The following is a 20,512-nucleotide window of genomic DNA, read 5'->3' as shown; positions in this document are numbered from 1 at the left end:
ATTTTATTATATGACTGTGACTTTCCTCTCCTCTTCCTCCACGTTCAATTTTGTTAGTTTAGTAAATCGTAAAGGCACGAGGAAGGAAATGAATCCAAGCGTAAAGAAGATGAACCGGATATCTATAGCTTCAGCAATAATCCCCGTTAGAAACCCTGCCAATGGTAGTGCCCCCATCCCCAGCATTGAGATAATTCCGTTTACCCTACCCAAAATATAGGAGGGAACAAGTCTTTGACGCATTGTTTTAAATAGCACATTGAACATAATGACAGGTGCACTTTGGATGGCGACAGCAAGTAATAAGGTTTGCCAATTCCAACTGAAGGAGACTGTGATAATGCCTAGTCCACTGATGATGATATTATTTAACATTAGACGAATGTGGTTACCTTTGTTTCCTTGATAATTAACGATTGCGATAGCGATTATTTGTGTAACTGCGGCTCCCGCATAAACCCATCCAATTTCCTCAGAGGTTAACAATAATTTTTCACGAGAAAAATAGATTAGCATACTAATTAGTGCTCCATTGGCTACATTTGCAAGTAATACAAGTAGGGTGAAGGGTCCTAAAATGGAGTGCTTAAACAAAAAGGTAGCCCCTTCACGGAGCTGTTGCCATGAATTTGATGTCACCTTCGAAGGAGCTTCCTTTGATAAAAACGTCAAAAATAAAATAGAAACTGCAATTGGAAAAAATGAGAACGCATCTAAGAAAAGAACATTGTATACGTTTATTTTTGATATTAAGATTCCTGCTAACATACTACCAAGCAGTACTGAAGAAGTATCAATAAACTGCAGAGTCGTATTGACTTTTATTAAACTATCTTTCTTGAACAGCTGTGGAACTAACGTTGCATTCACTACAGAGAATACGGCCCCAAAACTTGCAATAAAGAAGCCTAGAACATAAATATGCCATATCTGTAACACTTGTAAAATGCTTAAAATAGGTATGATAGCCACCAATAATCCTTGAAGAAGGGCACATGCAAAGAGTAGTGTTCTTCGTGGAAAACGATCAGCAAGGACGCCGGCGATTGGAGACACAAGAATAAAGGGCAATGTTTGAAAAAGAAACATCATTCCCATACTTGCAGCCGATTGAGTTAATTCATAGATGAGCCAAGGAATTGCAATAATGTAAAATTTATCTCCTAATTTTGATAATGCGGTTCCAGAGAAATAAAGAATTGCATTTTGTTCCCTCCAGATTGAATGTTTAAACATAGAATCCATCCTTTCCGTATTCACTCATCACTATTATGAACTTTCTAAAAAGGGGGAAAAAGGGTAATATTAGGATAAAAATGTCCCCTTTTAGGAGGTTGAAGGAGTGGAGGAACGTTATTTCCTATTACGGTCACATTTAGAGCATTATAAAAAAGGAAGGAACTATGAATGTAAGCTTGAAGATGTTGATGCAATTTGGTGTTGTACTAGAAAAAATACAAAACGTATTATCCGGCGATTAGAGGATAAAAAACGTTTAACCTATCAACCTGGTAAAGGAAGAGGAAATGTATCAAAAGTAACCTATTTTACTTCTTTTCAAGAAGAGATAGAGACCTTCATAAATGGTTGTCTAAAAAAGGGCGAACTTGAAAAAATCGCTGAAATTCTCCGTCTTCCAATTCCAAAGTCTTGGGTTGTGAATTTCTCAAATGAAATTAGGGGTTTGTTGGGAATTAGACACGATCAAACAGAGTTAAAAGATGTATTGTATGCATTTAAGGCGAGAGACATCAAGTCGCTGGATCCATTACGCGTTTCCTTTGCGTTAGAAACACATCTTTTAGAGTATTTAGGAGACACACTCATTCGATACGACAACGAGAACGATTGTTTTATACCGCATATTGCCCACCATTTTGATGTAGACACCTCAGGCAAAGTTTGGACGTTCTATTTAAGGAAGGGTGTATTTTTCCATAACCATGACTATGTTACGAGCACTGACGTAGCTTACACGATTAATCGATTTAAGAACGCTCCTCCCTCTTATTCGTGGCTGGTTCGAAATATACAAAAGGTGGAGTGTCCTCACCAATATAAGGTGGAAATCCATCTTGATGAGCCCAATCCGTTTCTTTTACGATATCTTTCTGCACCAATATTTTGTATCTTACCAAGCAATGTTGAATTTGATGAATTAGAGTGGTGTGGTACGGGTCCATTCCTTGTAAAGGAAAGAACAAATATAAAATTGGTATTACAAGCGAACGATTTCTATTTCAAAGAACGTCCATTAATAGACGAGATTCAGTTCTACCATGTATCGAATGAAGCTGTAAAAATGCTTTATCTTTCAAGTGAGGAAGATATGTCTCAGATAAAACCAACCAGGCATAAGATTATGAATTCCGGAGTGCAACTATTATCCTTTAACCTAAATCGCAAGAATATTATCCAACAGCAAACCTTCAGAGAAGCCATATTCCATTTATTTGACGTACAAAAAATGGCAAAGGACTTAAAGATAGATTTGGTTAAGGCAAGTAGCCTTGACATAGAACGTTCAAAATCAAGATCAAAGTCATCAAATGATATTCAAACACTCATTCAATTATCTGGCTATGGAGGAGAAACTTTAAATCTCTATTGCTTTGATCACGAACGCGCTCGTAGAGAAGGAGAGTGGTTAAAAAAGGAAGCAAATAAATATGGTGTTTACATGAATGTCTATCCAACTTCATACACTGAAGTTTTAAAAGAGGGAATTGAGGAAGAGATTGATATGTTAATCATGGGTTTGTCACTTTCTTTTGATAAACACCTTGCATTCTCATATGCTTTTATGAATAAATCATTGTTGTTTAATAGATTATTTTCAAAGAAAGTTGAGGAATTTGTACATAGAAAAATAAGATTATTTGAGCTTGAAGGTGATATTGGAAAAAGGACACAAATAATGGATGAAGTCGAACACTATCTACAATCTGAGCTTGCGATGTTCTTTTTATATCATCCTATTATTACTAGAAATTTAGACTCTAACATAAGAGATGTTGAATCGCATTCCTTTGGACATATCGACTATACAAAGGTATGGATTCCAAATTAACTCTGCATTCAGAGGAAAATACAAATGTGTGATTTGTCATAAAATGTAGGTGAACGTAAACATGCACGCTTTTTAGTGGTACAGTGATTTCACTTCTCAACTTAATGGAATACATTTGGATTGGCACCACCTTGAATAGGGACACATACACTATGGTGCAGCCTATTTGAGGAGGAGAGATCATATGGACAGACAAATGTTTGGAATGTTCCCAGGTTATGGCTATGGTCAAGGTGGTTTTTACCCAGGTTATGGCTATGGTCATGGCGGATTTTATCCAGGCTACGGCTATCACCATGGTCACGGCGGATTCTATCCAGGCTATGGTTACCACCACGGCCACGGCGGATTCTATCCAGGCTATGGTTATCACCACGGCCACGGCGGATTCTATCCAGGGTTTGGCAGATAATTGAAAACGTCTAGTATTGAGAGTGCTACTTTCCAATGAGTAGCACTCTTTTTCTATATTTGAAATGTACATATTAAATGTTTTATGTCATGTTCCGTTGCAAAAAAAATGAACCTTTCCCTCCCCTCATTAGTATAAGAAGTAAGAACAAAAAAATGAGGGAGTGTTAAAGATGACGACAATCACGGGGATGGTTGTGAGTTCTATCGTTGTTGCAATTCTTGGAACGGTTTTTGCGATGGTGATTGGTTCGATGAATAAGAAGGTTGTCCGAGATCATAACGGGAAAATTGATTTTACGAAATCAAACATCTATTTTTATTGGTCAAGATGGGATACGATTATTACAATAGCGGCTGTGTATACCTTTTTATGTATCACGGGGCTTTTGGTTTTCCTTTTACGAGGGGACAACATCAACAGTCCGATTATCCAGTTTTTCATTCATCAAACCTTTGTTTTTAGCTTGATTACATTTATATGGTTTATTACGAAGCTTGCTTATGTATATAAAGGAATAAAAGAGCGGTGGTCAGATGAGTTACAGTAGGGCGGAGGAGGCAATCCTCAAATTTCAAAAAGGGGATAAGGAAGCATTGGAGGTCATTTACAATGTGTACAAAGCCCCTTTGTATCAGTTTATCTTTCGGTATACGAACAACGAACAGCTCAGCATTGACCTTGTTCAGGACACCTTTGAAAAACTACAGCGGAACTTTCATCAATTTGATCAGGAAAAAGGAAAATTTAAAACCTACCTCTATCAAATTGCCTACAACACGATGATGACGAGGCTGAGGCGACAGAACTTATTTCGCAATTTATTACCGATTCTGGCCGACCGACATCCACATCACGAAAACTCCGATGAAAAAATAACCGTGCAATCTGCCATTCAATCGCTTCCGGAGGATTTACGGGCGATTGTGTTGCTAACCTACTACCATGATCTTACACAAAAAGAAATCTCCATGATTTTACACATCCCGGTCGGAACGGTAAAATCCAAGCTACATCGTGCGTTGAAAAAACTAAAAGAAGAATTAGAGGTGAATGAGGATTGAATCACGACCTATTTGAAAAAGAATTAAAAGAAAAGCTTGATCAATTCACGGTTGAAGTACCTGACTTCCCGATGAAAAAATCACGACTTAGCCGAATGGCGAACTGGTTTTTTAATCCGGTATCAATTCCATTCCCAGAAGTCGGGTATAAAAAGAACGCATTTCTGTCGATTTCATGGCTTCCTGTACTGATATTACCATTAACATTTGTGCTATTCTTATTGTAAAAAAAGTAACGAGGGATTTCTTTTCCCTCGTTTTTCTTTTTCGGAGTAAACCGATTCTCACATAAATGAACTAATAGGAGCAAACGCTATATTTGGATAATTAATTTTAGGAGGTAGCGTTATGAAAGTTGTTGGAATATCGGGTTCACTAATTGGTGCAAAAACATCGAAGGCTGTCTACGAAGTGTTAGCGGCAATTAAAGCACAGGACTTCTCCGTTCAAATAGAATTACTTGATCTAAAGGATTTCGAAATGGAATTTGTAAATGGAAGCCCATTAAGCTTTTATAATGACGATACCATTAAAGTGGTCAATAAAATGTTAGAAGCGGACATGCTTGTTTTCGGATCACCGATTTATCAGGCGTCCATTTCAGGTGTCTTAAAAAATCTCTTAGATTTTTTTCCGGTCGATTCCTTCAAAAATAAGGTGACCGGGATCATTACAACCGGTGGGACAGAAAAACACTTCCTTGTTTCGGAATACCATCTAAAGCCCATCCTTTCGTATTTAAAAGGGACAGTACCTGTTCATCAAGTTTTTATTCAAAATGATGAATTCGATGACGACAATGAAATTTCGAATAAAGGACTCCTAAAACGAATAAATAAACTGGCTGAAGAAATGATCTCTTTGCAAAAGAGTATGAAAAAGTGAAAATAGATAGTACATGTTTCCCATGACCCCAATCTTAAATGGGGGTCATTTTTTATACACTTTTTCAAAAGTGTTGGATAAACAACAAATCCAATTTACTGTTGGTGTCCTCCTGTTTTCGTCCTTGTTATAGTGAAGATACATCATACATACACAATAGGAGGAAATAAGAATGGTTAAAATCGGTATTATTACAGGAAGTACAAGAGATTCAAGGGTAAATCTACAAGTAGCAGAATGGGTGAAATCTATCGCGGACAAACGAACAGACGCAGAATTTGAATTGGTCGATATTAAGGATTACAACCTACCAAAATTTAATGAGCCGATTCCAGCAATTATGTCTCAGGATTATCAAGCACCAGAAGCACATGCTTGGTCTGAAAAAATTAATAGTCTCGACGGATTTATTTTTGTCACACCAGAGTATAATAAGGCTATTACGTCTGGATTAAAGGATGCTATTGATTATTTATACGTAGAGTGGAACCATAAAGCCGCGGGAATCGTAAGCTACGGATCTACTTTAGGTGTAACAGCTGCAAACAATTTACGTCTCATTTTGACGGTACCAAAGGTAGCGACTGTTGGACCTTCTGTAGCAATGAGCCTATTCACGGATTTTCAAGATATGAGTAAATTTAATCCAGCACCATACCACGAGGATTCTTTAAACAATACATTAGACGATGTTGTCGCTTGGTCGACTGCATTGAAAGGAATGAGAGAAGGAGTTTTAGTATAACGATTCATAAAAAGGAGAAATTACCATGCCATATGTATTACAGGTAGATTTTAAAATGGATGGGCCATTTGGAGATGAAATGGCAAATGCATTTACCGATTTAGCGAAAAGCATTACGGAGGAACCAGGGTTCATCTGGAAAATCTGGACAGAGAATCCCGAAGCAAAAGAAGCGGGTGGAATTTATTTGTTCGAGACAAAAGAAACAGCTGAAAAGTACCTTGACATGCATACGAAACGGTTAGGTGGTTTTGGAATAAATGGGGTAAACGGGAAAATCTTTGCCATCAATTCAAAACTAACCGAAATCACGAATGGTCCGGTAAAATGAAACAGGAGAAGTGGATTCTAAATAGAGTCTACTTCTCTTTTTTTAGTTTAAATGTGGCTTGGTCAGTGGGAACCTCAACGGTCTCGGGGAAAATAAACGTCCACGGCATGCTGGTTTTAGGTGGTACCTGAAGTGTAGGATAGGTAAAATTGTGTTCGGCTAACCGTTTATCCCCGACCCAAATTTCTAGTATTGTATTTTCAAAAATGAGAGTTTGCTCCGTTCTATTATGTATGATAGATGTTACTAGACGTTCGACCTTATGGTTTACTGCAATTCGGACGGTTGTGAATGTAACTCCCATATCTAGGTTCAAAACCACATCTTGAAAAATCCGTTCAATTTCCTCTCGATCCTTCTGCGAAATCGTCCGATCCCACGCCTCTTCAAATAGTAATCTTTGCATATGCTCACCTCTCTTACCTATAATTATAGCAGAGCCATTGTGTTTTAAATAATTTGCGCAGGGTCCGATACCCACAGACTACTCCATATTTTACCTATGCATTGGTTATGCTAAACTTTAATTTAGTTGAACGAAAAGGAGTTCTTTAACATGGTTGCATTTTTTGAGAATTTTCATCCGGTTATGCAAGCCTTACTTGCGACATTGTTTACGTGGGGGATGACCGCGCTTGGGGCCACGCTTGTTTTTGCAACGAAGACCATCAATCAGCGACTTTTGGACAGTATGTTAGGTTTCGCTGGAGGCGTGATGATCGCCGCTAGTTATTGGTCGTTATTGGGACCGGCAATCGATATGTCTGGCGATAACCCAATCGGAGCGTGGTTTCCGGCCGCTTTCGGATTCTTATTAGGAGGCATTTTTCTATGGGGAATAGACAAAATTTTGCCTCATCTGCATCCAAACGCACCAATTAAAGATGCAGAAGGACTACATTCAAAAGGTCAAAAAAGAAGTACCCTTCTAGTGCTCGCAATCACGCTGCATAATATCCCGGAGGGTCTTGCGGTCGGAATTGCGTTTGGTGCCCTTGCAAATGGAGGAACAGAAGCTTCCTTAGCAGGTGCGCTGACATTGGCGATCGGAATCGGAATTCAAAACTTTCCAGAGGGCATTGCGGTTTCGATGCCTTTAAGAGGAGATGGTATGTCGCGTAGAAAAAGCTTCTTCTACGGGCAGTTTTCAGGAATGGTTGAACCAATCGCAGCTGTTATCGGAGCATTTGCTGTTTCGTTCTTTGAACCACTACTTCCGTATGCCTTAAGTTTTGCAGCAGGCGCGATGATTTTCGTTGTCGCTGAAGAAGTGATTCCGAGTTCGCAGGAAAAAGGAAATAAAGATCTGGCTTCGATGAGCCTCATGATTGGGTTTGTCGTGATGATGATTTTGGATGTAGCGTTAGGATAAAAATATTGGCCTTGCCAAACCGAAGAACCGTGCATATATGCGCGGTTCTTTTTAGCTTTATATGCATGTTTTTCCAATCTATGAAGCAAACTAAACCATCATATCATAGGTGGGTATTCGTATGTCTTTTTTCAAAAAATATAAGAAGGAACCTCAGCAACAACAATCAAATCCTAGCGAAAACTCAGGGTCAAACGAGGAATTGATTAGCACACAATTAGAACAGAATCTTACTGAAGTAAAAAGCATTTTCAGTAAAACGCCTGATTTAGTTGTGACAAACCTTGTGATTAAACAAACAAAGGCGAAAGCTTCACTCGTCTATTTAAGTGAACTTACTGATTATACAGTGGTTAATGATCATGTATTAAAACCATTGTTATTTCAGGTTGATGTGAATAATGAGAATCCCACACCAAAGGTATCGCTTGCCACAATTAAGGAAGCGAACACATGGTCACAAATTACAGATGGAATTTTGCAGGGAAAGAGTGTCTTGTTTGTTGATCAATCCGCGGTGGCATTCCTTTTAGATACTGGAAAATGGCCGGAACGTTCGATTGAAGATACTCCGATTGAATCTTCCATTTATGCAGAACATATCGGTTTTACTGAATCGGGAAGTAAAAATATTGCACTCATACGAAAGCATATACAAAATCAAAATTTGAAAATAAAAGAATACATCATTGGCGAAAGAGGGAAAACAAAGGTCTCCATTTTATATTTAGACGATGTTGCCAACCCGGAGTTGATTAAGGAACTTGATACCCGTCTTATAAAAATTAAGGTTGATAGTATTACAAATTGTGTGGTGTTAGAAGAATACATTGAGGATAATCCCTATTCACCATTTCCACAATTTCTTGTAACGGAGCGAACTGATTTGGCAGCTTCGGAAATCTTAGCTGGAAGAATGGTGATGGTGGTGGATGGAGCCCCAAATGTCTTAGTGGCTCCAGCGACTTTTTTTTCGTTTTTTAAAAGCATGGATGATTATACCTCGCGTTGGTTAGTCGCTTCCTTTATCCGACTGTTAAGGTATGTTGGTTTTTTTATGGCCATCTTTTTACCGGCGACTTATATCGCGGTGATTGCGTTTCATTTCGAAGTAATTCCATTGAAATTGCTTATGTCCATTGGGGTGTCGAGGGAACGAGTGCCATTTCCACCGTTCATTGAAGCATTAATTATGGAGATTGCCCTGGAGATGTTACGTGAGGCCGGAATTCGACTCCCCGCAAAAATTGGACAAACCGTTGGAATCGTCGGTGGTATTGTCATTGGACAGGCTGCAGTACAGGCTGGGATTGTCAGTAATATTATGGTCATCGTTGTGGCGTTAACAGCCGTTGCCTCTTTTATTATCCCAAATTATCAGATGGGGGCCTCCATTAGGCTTATTCGTTTCCCGATGATGATTTTGGCCTCATTATTTGGTTTTGTAGGATTAAGTGTAGGTTTAATGATATTAATCATCCATCTCATTGAGTTAAAATCACTTGGTATTTCCTATGCTAGCCCTGTATCCCCCTTGCGATTTCAGGACTGGAAGGATTTGTTTATTCGTTTCCCACAATGGTCTATTCTCAAACGTCCAGTTAGTTCTATGGCCATTCAATTGAGAAGGGCCGATTCCAGTCGTCCAAAGGGTGACAAAAAATGATGAATGTTCAAGGAAAACAAATCACATTGTTGCAGTTCATCTTATTAATTCATGGTGTTCAAATTGGAGTTGGCGTCCTTACCTTACCTCGAGATTTAGCAGTAAAGGCGGGGACTGATGGGTGGATCGGCATTATTTTAGGGTGGTTCATCGCCACAGTTACAAGTTTAATTATTATTCAAATTATGAAAAAACACCCGAATGGAACGATTCTTGACCTGCTCTCATTTTACTTTGGAAAGTGGGGAGGGAAAGTGGGTGGGGTGGTCTTGGGATTGTATTTTGCTCTTTTAGCTCTCTACTCGTTTTTTACAGAAGCGATGTTTATCCAAGCCTGGGTTTTACCTCGAGCATCCATACCCTTACTCGTGATAATGTTAGCAATCCCTTCGTATTTATTGGTACGTAACAATATTCAAATTATTGGAAGATATTCTGTGGTTGTTTTTTTTATGACGATTTGGATCATTTTCTTTTATATGCTTTCTTTAAAAGAAGCCCAATTTCTGAATCTACTTCCCCTACTAAAGGAAGGTTGGCACCCAGTCATTAAAACTGTAAACATAACCATCATCACATTTGTTGGCTTTGAAATCGCCTTTTTCCTTTATCCATATTTACAAAAGAAGGAATACGCTTCAATCGGGGTTGTTATTGCGAATACAATTACCATGTTTGCCTACTTGATGATTACGCTTGTTGCATTTGTCGTTTTTAGTCCTGATGAAATTGCAAAGTATAATGAACCAACTATCACCATTTTGAAGGTCATTGAGCTTAAATTTATTGAACGATTAGAGATTGTTTTGTTCGCTTTATATATCTTTGTCATGTCTACAAAAGTCCTCCCACTTATGTTTGTATCTGTCTTTAGTACAAGTTGGTTATTTGGTAAAGAGGAACACACAAAACCGTTATTTTGGTTACTCGTATTTAGTGTGATTTTTGTTATTTTGTTTCCACCTTCCGCAAATATTAGTTTGACATGGCGTAAGGAACTACAGATACTAAGTTACCTCTTTACGTACGCTTTCCCTATTTGTTTATGGGGATATGTCCTGATACATGGCCTTTTTAAAAGGAGGAGCATAAAATGAAACGTTCGTTCCATACTTTTATAATCATTCCACTTTTAATGATGCTCACTAGCTGTGGATACCAAGTCCCTTTAGAAGATACGACGATTGTCTTCATTTTAGGGATTGATCTTGATGAAAACAATAATCTTGTTTTCTATGAGTCCAGCCCTGTATTTAATAAAGGAGCAAAGGTTCAAACTGAGACATATCACACAAAAGCGGATACGATACGGGATTCTAAGAAGTATTTTGATGCAGTAGAAAGTGGCGAGGTTACAGGTGCCAAAATCCAGATCCTCTTATTAGGAAAAAAGGTTGTGGAACATGAAAATTGGTTTCCGATATTAGATACGTTGTACAGGAACAGTACTTTTTCGCTTAATACAAGAGTTGTCGTTGTGGACGGTCAGGTATCGGAAGTTATCAACTATCAGCCGAAAAGTAATGCCTATCTTGTCATGTATCTGAAGAATGTCATTGATAAAAATCATAAACGAACGAGAACGGAAAAAGGGACCCTTCAACAGCTCCATTCTGAGTTTTATGATAAGGGAGTGACACCAGCTTTATCCAACGTGAAAAAAGGTGAAAGGGTTGAAGTGATTGGAAACGTGTTGCTTGATAATAGTGGGAAATATGTAGATTCTCTTAATTTATCAGAATCCACGTTATTCCTCTTTTTAAAACATAATCAGAAACACCCAATTAGTTACACAACAATCACTATACCGACAGATAATAAGGACGGAATTTTTAATAAGCACGATCTGAGTTTTGAAGTGACAGATGTGAAGTCCAAAATTAAAACATCGCATGAAATGGCCAAGTTTACATTTGATGTCAAAGTCTCCATGACCATTTTTATTCTCGAAAGTCTATTATCTATGGATATAAAAACAAATGAAGCGAAAATCAAGGAAATCATTGAGCACCGGTTGAAAACGGAATATGAAAAACTGTTTAAAAAAATCCAAAGCCATAAAATCGACCCAATTGGATTTGGAATCTATGCTAGAGCCTATGAATACGAACATTTCAAAAAAGTAGAAGACAATTGGACCGAAGCCCTATCCCAAGCCGACATCAACGTATCCGTCGAAATCGAAATCAAAGGCATAGGCACCGTCAACGAAACCAGCAAGTAACCAAAGGGTGCCAAAGGGACGGTTCTTGTGGCTCCGCCGAGACAAATTCCAGTTCCACCCTAACTCCGCGGCAACAAATCCCTACCCAAATATCAAAGCCTGAATCCATAATCGGATTCAGGCTTCTTATGGTAGTTTATGGTATTATTGATTTATCAAGGAGTCTACCCTCTGCATGAGGAAGTGACTTTCCATAAAATGGTGGGTCGCGAAACCTGTCCCTGTGACCCAGAAGGAAATGGTGGTAGTGTGTTTAAGATATTGTTGATTGAAGATGATGTGACGCTTTATAACGAGATCCGGGAGCGTCTGTCCCAATGGTCGTATGATGTGTACGGAATCAAGGATTTTGGCAATGTGATGAAGGAGTTTACCAGTATCCAGCCTGACCTGGTTATTATTGATATACAATTACCGAAGTTTGATGGCTTTCACTGGTGCCGGATGATTCGAACCCACTCCAAGGTCCCGATTATTTTTCTGTCATCAAGGGATCATCCAACCGATATGGTGATGTCGATGCAACTGGGTGCCGATGATTTTGTTCAAAAACCGTTTCATTTCGATGTCCTGATTGCGAAAATTCAAGCCGTTCTTAGAAGAGTCTACAACTATAGCCTTGAACAGCAAATCCATTTAAAAATATGGAACGGGGCTTCTATTGATTACGTACAAAACACCGTGCAAAATAAAGCCGGAACAATTGAATTAACGAAAAATGAAATGTTTATATTAAAAATCCTAATCGAGAACGTGAACCAAATCGTCAGCCGCGAGGAACTCATAAAAAGCTTATGGGATGACGAACGTTTTGTGAGTGACAACACACTAACTGTTAACGTCAACCGTCTGAGAAAACGACTAGAAGAAATTGGTCTTGGTCAACATATTGAAACCAAAGTTGGACAAGGGTATTTGGCAAGGGAAGAGGTAGGCATGGAATGATTAAGAAGTTTCTCGTCGAAAGGCGCAGTTGGATTCTATTTTTCTGTCTTTTTCAGGTCTTCATTTTATTGATTGGCTATCTTGACTCGTCTCTGTCATTCCGTTCTATGCTTTATATTGTCTTCGTCTTTTTCGTCATTTTTTCTTTGTTTCTTATCATTCGTTACAACCGGGAAGTTTCCTTTTATCAAAACCTTGATGATTGGGATCCGATTGTCGGTGTTGATAGTCTTCAAGAAGGAAAGACCCCATTTGAAAAAATGGTAGAATCCACTCTCAAACAGCAACATCATTTTTATTTAAGTGAGATAAGCCACCATGCAACAAGCGTTGAGCAGGAAAAAGATGAGTTATTATCTTGGATTCATGAAGTGAAGACGCCACTTACAACTTTGAAATTAATGATTGAAAGAGTGGAAGATAACAAGTTAAAAGAACAATTGATGTCAGAATGGCTTCGGGTCCACTTGCTGCTCGACCAACAATTGCATCAGCGCCGAATCCCATCCATGGAAAATGACCTTTTTATCGAAAAGGTGGATTTGGAAAAACTACTGATACCAGAAATCCAATCATTAAAATCATGGTGCTTTCAAAAAGGAATCGGGTTTGACATGTCATTTGAGGTTTCAGAGGTATACTCTGACGGAAAATGGCTCCAATTTATTTTGCGTCAAATCTTAACAAATGCGGTGAAATACAGTGAAAACGCAGAAATAGAAATTCGTAGTTATCGAAAAAATGAAACTGTCATTGTGGAAATCCAGGATTACGGTCGTGGAATAAAGGAAAAAGACCTGTCACGCATTTTTGAAAAAGGCTTCACGTCTACAACCGATCATCGGGATCATGCTGCAACGGGCATGGGTCTCTATCTTACAAAAAATGCGGCCAAGCCGTTAAAAATACATATAGATGTCCAGTCTACATATGGTGAGGCTACGACTTTTACATTGACCTTTCCAAGGAAAAATGATTTTCTTAAGCTAACAAGCATGTGACGAAAATGTCACATGCTTTCATGTTTTGTTCGCTGATTCGAAGGAAAAAGCACTGAATCCTGTCTATGATAGAGATAAGGAGTTGATCAGATTGAATATTTTAGAGGCAAATAAAATAACTAAAACGTACGGAAACAAGTGGAACCGCCAAGAGGTTTTAAAAGGAATCGATATAGAAGTAAAAAAGGGTGAATTTGTTGGGATCATGGGTCCATCAGGCTCTGGTAAAACGACGTTGCTAAACGTGCTCTCATCGATTGATCGAGTGAGTTCTGGTTCGATTCTTGTTGAAGGTAAGGAATTCACGAGCATGAAGGATAAGGAACTAGCTGAGTTTCGAAAACGTCATCTCGGGTTTATTTTTCAGGAATACCATCTATTAGATACATTAACAGTCAAAGAAAATATTATGTTACCATTGACGGTTAATAAAATATCTCCGAGGGCTGCACAAATCATGTTTGAAGATGTAGCAAAGGAATTAGGTATTTTTGAGGTGAAGGATAAGTATCCAAATGAAATTTCAGGCGGGCAGAAGCAGCGTACTTCAGCAGCACGAGCTTTCGTTCACGAGCCAAGCATTATTTTTGCGGATGAACCAACGGGTGCGCTTGATTCGAAATCTGCCTCAGACTTACTGAATAAATTAAGTGACTTGAACGAAAAACGAGAAGCGACGATTGTCATGGTTACTCATGACCCTCAAGCAGCAAGCTATTGCAGCCGCGTTATTTTTATCAGGGATGGTCAAATCTTTACGAAATTAAATCGTGGCGAGGAGAGCAGGCAAGACTTCTTCAACGATATCATTAAGACGCAAGCCGTGTTGGGTGGGGTGGGAGCATGAGCTTTAAAAGCCTCATCTTTCGAAATTTAGTAAAGAACATCAAAAACTATTACTTATATGTGTTTGCACTAATCTTTAGTGTTGCCTTGTATTTTGCCTTTGTGACACTGCAGTATGACCCATCGATGGATGTAACAGAGGGGTCGGTTAAAGGGGCTGCCGCAATGAAAGCTGCGTCCGTCATGCTAATTGGCATCGTCACAGTCTTTCTTGTCTATGCCAATACATTGTTCATTAAGCGTCGTGGTAAGGAAATCGGCTTGTTCCAGCTAGTTGGAATTTCAAAAAGAAAGACTTTTTGGATCTTAAGTGTTGAAAATATGATTCTGTATTTCGGGTCAATGATCATCGGAATTTTCCTCGGTTTTGTTTCATCGAAACTCGTGATGATGATTCTTTTAAAAATCATTGGGATTGAAGAAGTTGCTAGACTTCACTTTTCAATAGAAGCCCTCGCACAAACGGTGATTGTATTTGCAGCTATTTATATTGTGATCATGTTGTTAAATGCCTTGTTTATTAAAAGACAACAGATTTTATCATTGTTCCATAGCACTTCAACATCTGAAGAGAGAAAAAGAAAGGTCTCTGTCCTTGAAGTTATTATGGGGATTCTCGGACTTGCACTTATCCTCTTTGGCTATTATTTATCTACAAAATTATTTGATGGTCAGTTTACGATGATGGAGCAAATGTTTATGGTGATGTTGGTGATTCTTGTATCCGTGATTATCGGAACGTATTTCTTTTACAAGGGTTCCATCCGGTTTATTTTTAATCTGATTCGTAAAAAGGATAACGGGTACTTGTCGGTGAATAAAGTGTTGTCCTTATCTTCAATTATGTTTCGGATGAGATCGAATTCGGTGTTGCTAACCGTAATCACAACCGTGTCTGCATTGGCACTCGGGTTGTTATCGCTCACTTACATTTCGTATTATTCGGCTGAAAAAGCAGCGGAGGAGTCTGTGGTGAATGACTTTTCGATTCCAAATGAGGAGCGCGCGAAACAATTTACGGATTTGTTAGATGCAAAGAACATTAGCTATACGAAAACGGAGATTGATTTGATGAATGTTAAGACGGATTTGACGAATGTTTTGGAGGTGGAACAAACAGAAATGCTCGATCTCACAGCTCCGATGACAGTCGTGTCAGACCGTTTTGTCGAGGACATTGATGTGGCTGAAAATGAATCTGTGTTCGTTAATAGTAATTCAGCCCTGCAAGCATTCATGACCTTTAAAACAGGTCCAATCACCATGTCCGGAAAAACCAAAGCATTCGAATTGAATTACAGTAAATATGAAGATAAACGTATACTTCCATTGCGCTTAACAGGTGGAGGATTCCCTGTTGCAATTGTTGATGACGCAGTGTACCAGCAATTAGCGGAAGATGTTGACCCAGAAGTGATAACTGAGTTTCCAAAATATGTAGGAATTGATATTGAAAAAAGATCAGAGCTCAAAGAAGCTAATCAAATCTTCAATGACTCAGAAATAGGACAATGGGCTGGTCACCAGTCACAACTCGATATATTAACAATGCAAAAACAAAACATGGGCTTCATGATGTTTATCGTCGGATTTCTCGGATTAACCTTCTTAATTACATCGGGTTGCATCCTGTACTTCAAGCAAATGGATGAAGGCGAGGAGGAAAAAGGCAGCTACACGATTTTACGTAAACTAGGGTTTACAAGAACGGATTTATTAAACGGAATCAAGGCGAAACAATTGTTTAACTTTGGCATCCCGTTAATCGTTGGGCTATGTCATAGCTACTTTGCGGTAAAATCAGGCTGGTTCTTCTTCGGAACCGAGCTATGGGCACCGATGATCATCGTCATGGTGTTCTATACATTGCTGTACTCTATCTTTGGAATTCTGTCCGTGATGTACTATAAAAAATTGATTAAAGAAGCATTGTAAAATAGGGCCGATTTCCTTGTATGCAGGGAATCGGCTTTTTGTGTTTGATCGTTGTTGGTTTTGTAAGCATGAAGACCATTCCGGGTAAAAGTCACGTACAAAAGGTCTTTCATAAGCCCGATGAAGAGCACTTGTAAATCAAAATCCCCTTCATAAATCGCCTTTCCGCCCAATTCCATCGCCTTATCTTAAATTTATAAAGAAAATTTAGTAATTTTCAAAAAGTACTTGACAATACTTGCATAAAGGAATTAATCTTTCTTTAAGGAAACATTTCGGCGCGCATAAAAAACATTAGCGCAAATTTTTTTACGCAAAAAGTTTCCTGAGTGCAACATTTCTTCATTAATGCAAGGAGGAGCTAATAGTGAAAAAGCGAAAAACGAGTTTTGGTCTATGGATTTTTGCACTAACCATGATCGTATCTTTAATGGGGTGCGCTAGTTCAGCAACTCAAATGAGCGAAAAGAATCCAGACGAAGCGATTCAAATTGTCACGACGATTGCACAAATTGGAGAACCAATGGAAGTCATAGGTGGTGACCGTGTAAAAGTAACAAGTCTAATGGGGCCGGGTGTGGATCCGCATTTGTATAAAGCTACTCAGGGGGATATCACAAAGCTACAAAACGCAGACATCATTTTATATAGTGGCCTGCATCTTGAGGGCAATATGGGAGATATCTTCTCGAAGCTAAAAGAAACGAAACACATATTCGCGCTAGGAGAGTCCATCGATGAAGGGCGATTATTAAAGGGTGATGAGGGTGCGATCGATCCACATATTTGGTTTGATTTAGATCTTTGGAAGGATGCATTAGACAATGCTACCGAGGAATTAAAAGACTTTTCTCCAGATGATGCTGACTACTTCGAACAAAACAAACAAGAGTATTTTAAAAAAATCGAGGAATTAAAGGCAGAAACAATTGAGAAAATGTCGGGAGTCCCAGAGGAACAACGTGTTCTTGTAACCGCCCATGATGCATTTGGCTATTTTGGTCGGATGTTTGATATTGAGGTTGTAGGCTTACAGGGGCTTAGTACGGAGGATGAAGTTGGGTTATCTGATATCCAAGACACTGTTGATTTGTTAATTGAAAAACAAGTTCCAGCTGTATTTGTTGAAAGCAGTATTAACCAGAATTCGATAAAAGCCGTTATTGAAGGAGCTAGTGAAAAGGGGCTTGATGTGACACTTGGTGGTGAACTATATTCAGACGCAATGGGTCAGGCAGGAACCGAGGAAGGCACCTATCTTGGCATGTATCATCATAATGTAACAACCATTTACAATGGGCTAACAAGGAGCGGGCAAAAATGAGTGTACTTCAAGTCGACCAATTAAGTGCAGCATATCGAAAAAATACGGTTCTTAACAATGTTTCATTTACAATCAACAAAGGATCTCTCACAAGTATTGTGGGGCCAAATGGAGCTGGTAAGTCGACACTCATCAAGGTGTTGCTTGAGCTACATCCACGATTATCAGGGACTACATCATTTTTTGAAACATCCTTAAAAAAGGCAAAAACAAGAGTCGGATACGTTCCACAACGAGGATCGGTTGATTGGGATTTTCCTACGGATGCCCTAGATGTTGTCATGATGGGAATGTACGGTCAAATCGGTTGGGTGAAGTGGCCAAATAAACGCCATCGAGAAAAGGCACTTGAGGCATTGGATAAAGTGGGGATGGCTGATTATGCCAACCGCCAAATTAGTGAATTATCAGGTGGACAGCAACAGCGTGTATTCTTAGCGAGAGCACTGATTCAAGATGCTGACTTGTATTTTATGGATGAACCTCTTGCGGGTGTTGATGCAGCAACGGAGCGTGCGATCATGACGATTTTAAAAGAATTAAAAAACGAAGGGAGAACCGTTTTAGTGGTCCACCATGATCTTCAAACGGTAGAGGATTATTTTGACCAAGTCTTGTTTTTAAATCGAACTGTCATTGCCCATGGCGATGTCTCCACAACATTCACAGCGAATAATATTGAAAAAACTTATGGTGGAACTGTTCGTTGGTTAAAGGAGGCGGTTGGCATTGTTCAACATACTCTCAAGTAACTTTCAATGGGTTCTCTTTAGTACTCTGCTTCTTGGGATTGCATCAGGTCTTGTCGGTAGTTTAGCGTACTGGAAAAGGCAAAGTCTAATCAGTGATGCTTTATCACATGCTGCCCTTCCTGGTGTTGTCATTGCATTCTTGCTGTTTCAAGTAAAAGACCTGTTTGTCCTCATTATTGGCGCAGGTGTCAGTGCGCTTCTTGGAGCATTGTTAATTAATCTAATCAAATCATCAACACGTATCACCGAGGACACGGCGATGGGGATGATTTTGTCGGTCTTTTTTGGAGGGGGGATTGTCCTCTTAACACTAGTGAATCGAACCAGCCAAGGTAATCAAGCGGGGTTAGACAGTTTTATCTTCGGCCAGGCAGCATCCATGGTCAGATCCGATGTAAATATGATGTCGATCCTCGCGGCAGTAGTTATTTTGATCATCATCGTAGGTTTCAAGGAGTGGAAATTGTTTTTATTTGATCCAGCATTTGCGAAAGGGTTAAACCTATCGATAAAAGGATTGAATCTCATCTATTTATTCCTTCTTGTAACAACAATTGTCATTGGCATTCAGGCTGTAGGTGTCATATTAATGTCAGCACTTATTATCATACCGCCTGTTAGTGCACGCTATTGGACGCACTCCTTTAAGACCATGATGTGGTTATCAGGGATCTTTGGAGGAACAGCAGGAGCGATTGGAACGACATTAAGCACCTTAGGAGTCGGCTTGCCAACAGGACCCTTCATTGTAGTTACGTCTGGTACCATCTTTTTATTCTCCTTATTTTTTGGACTAAAAAAGGGAATGGTTGTCGAATATATCATGCGTCGAAATAAGCAGAAGGAAGTACAAGGACATTTGGTTTCTACTTCCTACGTGAGGGAGGGAAATCAATGACATATACAGGATGGATTCTTCTAACCGCTTCATTAGTTGGTGTTTCCTGTGGAATTGTCGGTGTGTTCCTCATCTTGCGAAGGGTGGCGATGATGGCTGATGCGATCAGCCATACGGTCTTGCTTGGGATTGTGATGGCCTATATAGTAACACAAAGCTTAAGCGGAATTCACATGTTAATCGGCTCAGTGATTTCTGGAATATTGACCACCTATCTTGTGCAATGGTTTCACTCAAAAGGAGTCCAGCAGGATGCGTCGATTGGGGTCGTTTTTACAACCCTCTTTGCAATTGGGGTTATACTGATTGCTACAAATGTAGGAAATGCTCACCTGGATGTTCAGCATGCGTTGATGGGGGAAATTACGTTTGTTCCTTGGAATATCATTCATGTACCGATTCTAGGTGAGATTCCATTAGCTACATTTATGCTCTCGTGCATCTTGCTTTTAGTCATATTAGTAATCGGTCTTTTTTACAAAGAGTGGAAAATCACCACCTTTGATCCAGCCCTTGCAGCAAGTATTGGAATCCCAGTGTTGGCGATGCATTATTTGTTTATGACGCTCGTTTCTGTCACAACAGTAGCTGCTTTTGATGCAGTGGGTGCGATTATGGTGGTTGCGATGCTTATTACACCAGCGGCAGCTGCCTATCTCTGGACTGACAAACTTCTAGTTATGATGGGGTTAAGCTCGATGTTTGGAATTATTTCTGCGATTGGGGGATATTATTTTGCTCTTTGGATTGATACCTCGATTTCAGGTTCTATGGCTTTTGCGACAGGGGGAATTTTCTTCATAAGCTTTCTCTTATCACCAAAGCACGGGATGCTTTCCAATTGGTTACGCCCTGGGACAAAGGGACAGGATCCCCGTCCAACTTTACCACGTAATTAAGAATAGGACATGGGACTGTCCTGTGTCCCTCACTAGAATGAGAAAGGATGGTGGAAAATATGCAAAGAAGTTCTAGGATCAACTCCAAAATTGTAAAATACTCAATTATTCTAAAAGCTTTAGGAATAATTGATCAGGATGAT

Annotated in this window: 22 protein-coding genes; 20 read left to right on the top strand and 2 right to left on the bottom strand. The window is 39.2% G+C overall.

Annotated features, from left to right (window positions below; translation table 11 throughout):
• Positions 1 to 6 precede the first annotated feature (6 nt).
• Positions 7 to 1,236, bottom strand: coding sequence for an MFS transporter (locus RGU12_RS20670; protein ID WP_309537732.1), 1,230 nt, complete (start codon positions 1,234 to 1,236; stop codon positions 7 to 9).
• Between the two features lie 106 nt (positions 1,237 to 1,342).
• Here RGU12_RS20670 and RGU12_RS20665 point away from each other — a divergent pair, with 106 nt between their 5' ends.
• The 8 genes from RGU12_RS20665 to RGU12_RS20630 all read left to right on the top strand — a co-directional run bounded on the left by RGU12_RS20665 (position 1,343) and on the right by RGU12_RS20630 (position 6,507).
• A complete protein-coding gene (locus RGU12_RS20665; protein ID WP_309537731.1) occupies positions 1,343 to 3,070 on the top strand; it encodes an ABC transporter substrate-binding protein in 1,728 nt (575 codons plus the stop codon).
• A 166-nt stretch (positions 3,071 to 3,236) separates the two neighbouring features.
• Positions 3,237 to 3,482, top strand: a complete 246-nt coding sequence (locus tag RGU12_RS20660) for a hypothetical protein (RefSeq protein ID WP_309537730.1) — start codon at positions 3,237 to 3,239, stop codon at positions 3,480 to 3,482.
• A 172-nt stretch (positions 3,483 to 3,654) separates the two neighbouring features.
• Positions 3,655 to 4,032: a hypothetical protein gene (locus tag RGU12_RS20655; protein ID WP_309537729.1), complete on the top strand. Its 378-nt coding sequence runs from the start codon at positions 3,655 to 3,657 to the stop codon at positions 4,030 to 4,032.
• Positions 4,019 to 4,546, top strand: a complete 528-nt coding sequence (locus RGU12_RS20650; RefSeq protein ID WP_309537728.1) for an RNA polymerase sigma factor — start codon at positions 4,019 to 4,021, stop codon at positions 4,544 to 4,546. The genes RGU12_RS20655 and RGU12_RS20650 overlap by 14 nt, the downstream gene beginning before the upstream one ends.
• Positions 4,543 to 4,773, top strand: a complete 231-nt coding sequence (locus RGU12_RS20645; protein ID WP_309537727.1) for a hypothetical protein — start codon at positions 4,543 to 4,545, stop codon at positions 4,771 to 4,773. Before RGU12_RS20650 ends, RGU12_RS20645 begins: the two co-directional genes overlap by 4 nt.
• A gap of 121 nt (positions 4,774 to 4,894) precedes the next feature.
• Positions 4,895 to 5,431: an NADPH-dependent FMN reductase gene (locus RGU12_RS20640; protein WP_309537726.1), complete on the top strand. Its 537-nt coding sequence runs from the start codon at positions 4,895 to 4,897 to the stop codon at positions 5,429 to 5,431.
• Between the two features lie 172 nt (positions 5,432 to 5,603).
• Entirely contained in the window at positions 5,604 to 6,176 is a 573-nt protein-coding gene (locus RGU12_RS20635) for an NADPH-dependent FMN reductase (RefSeq protein WP_309537725.1), read from the top strand.
• A gap of 25 nt (positions 6,177 to 6,201) precedes the next feature.
• On the top strand, positions 6,202 to 6,507 hold the full coding sequence (locus RGU12_RS20630) for a monooxygenase (protein WP_309537724.1): 306 nt from the start codon (positions 6,202 to 6,204) through the stop codon (positions 6,505 to 6,507).
• Between the two features lie 28 nt (positions 6,508 to 6,535).
• Here the strand turns inward: RGU12_RS20630 and RGU12_RS20625 are convergent, their stop codons facing one another.
• Positions 6,536 to 6,913: an SLAP domain-containing protein gene (locus RGU12_RS20625; protein ID WP_309537723.1), complete on the bottom strand. Its 378-nt coding sequence runs from the start codon at positions 6,911 to 6,913 to the stop codon at positions 6,536 to 6,538.
• 150 nt (positions 6,914 to 7,063) lie between these two features.
• Here RGU12_RS20625 and RGU12_RS20620 point away from each other — a divergent pair, with 150 nt between their 5' ends.
• The 12 genes from RGU12_RS20620 (at position 7,064) to RGU12_RS20565 (ending at position 20,369) form a co-directional block, all read left to right on the top strand.
• Positions 7,064 to 7,879, top strand: coding sequence for a ZIP family metal transporter (locus RGU12_RS20620; RefSeq protein WP_309537722.1), 816 nt, complete (start codon positions 7,064 to 7,066; stop codon positions 7,877 to 7,879).
• 121 nt (positions 7,880 to 8,000) lie between these two features.
• The gene (locus tag RGU12_RS20615; protein ID WP_309537721.1) at positions 8,001 to 9,545 is read left to right on the top strand and encodes a spore germination protein; all 1,545 of its coding nucleotides are present in this window, start codon (positions 8,001 to 8,003) and stop codon (positions 9,543 to 9,545) included.
• Positions 9,542 to 10,642 carry a GerAB/ArcD/ProY family transporter gene (locus tag RGU12_RS20610; RefSeq protein WP_309537720.1) on the top strand — a complete coding sequence of 367 codons (1,101 nt, stop codon included), beginning with the start codon at positions 9,542 to 9,544 and terminating at the stop codon, positions 10,640 to 10,642. The genes RGU12_RS20615 and RGU12_RS20610 overlap by 4 nt, the downstream gene beginning before the upstream one ends.
• A complete protein-coding gene (locus RGU12_RS20605) occupies positions 10,639 to 11,769 on the top strand; it encodes a Ger(x)C family spore germination protein (protein ID WP_309537719.1) in 1,131 nt (376 codons plus the stop codon). The genes RGU12_RS20610 and RGU12_RS20605 overlap by 4 nt, the downstream gene beginning before the upstream one ends.
• A gap of 249 nt (positions 11,770 to 12,018) precedes the next feature.
• A complete protein-coding gene (locus RGU12_RS20600; RefSeq protein ID WP_309537718.1) occupies positions 12,019 to 12,714 on the top strand; it encodes a response regulator transcription factor in 696 nt (231 codons plus the stop codon).
• Positions 12,711 to 13,715, top strand: coding sequence for a sensor histidine kinase (locus RGU12_RS20595; protein WP_309537717.1), 1,005 nt, complete (start codon positions 12,711 to 12,713; stop codon positions 13,713 to 13,715). Before RGU12_RS20600 ends, RGU12_RS20595 begins: the two co-directional genes overlap by 4 nt.
• 91 nt (positions 13,716 to 13,806) lie before the next feature.
• Entirely contained in the window at positions 13,807 to 14,562 is a 756-nt protein-coding gene (locus RGU12_RS20590; RefSeq protein WP_309537716.1) for an ABC transporter ATP-binding protein, read from the top strand.
• Entirely contained in the window at positions 14,559 to 16,496 is a 1,938-nt protein-coding gene (locus RGU12_RS20585; protein ID WP_309537715.1) for an ABC transporter permease, read from the top strand. Before RGU12_RS20590 ends, RGU12_RS20585 begins: the two co-directional genes overlap by 4 nt.
• A gap of 367 nt (positions 16,497 to 16,863) precedes the next feature.
• Entirely contained in the window at positions 16,864 to 17,820 is a 957-nt protein-coding gene (locus tag RGU12_RS20580) for a metal ABC transporter solute-binding protein, Zn/Mn family (RefSeq protein WP_309537714.1), read from the top strand.
• Complete coding sequence (locus tag RGU12_RS20575; RefSeq protein ID WP_309537713.1) at positions 17,817 to 18,572, top strand: metal ABC transporter ATP-binding protein; 756 nt, start codon at positions 17,817 to 17,819, stop codon at positions 18,570 to 18,572. Before RGU12_RS20580 ends, RGU12_RS20575 begins: the two co-directional genes overlap by 4 nt.
• Positions 18,550 to 19,470, top strand: coding sequence for a metal ABC transporter permease (locus tag RGU12_RS20570; RefSeq protein WP_309537712.1), 921 nt, complete (start codon positions 18,550 to 18,552; stop codon positions 19,468 to 19,470). Before RGU12_RS20575 ends, RGU12_RS20570 begins: the two co-directional genes overlap by 23 nt.
• Positions 19,467 to 20,369, top strand: coding sequence for a metal ABC transporter permease (locus tag RGU12_RS20565; protein ID WP_309537711.1), 903 nt, complete (start codon positions 19,467 to 19,469; stop codon positions 20,367 to 20,369). Before RGU12_RS20570 ends, RGU12_RS20565 begins: the two co-directional genes overlap by 4 nt.
• The last annotated feature ends 143 nt before the right edge of the window (positions 20,370 to 20,512 follow it).

The sequence above is a fragment of the Ferdinandcohnia sp. QZ13 genome (assembly GCF_031324165.1).
Classification (GTDB): Bacteria; Bacillota; Bacilli; order Bacillales; family Bacillaceae_L; genus Ferdinandcohnia.
The sequence above is the reverse complement of the archived record's forward strand: the minus strand, read 5'-3'. Positions and strand labels throughout refer to the sequence as shown.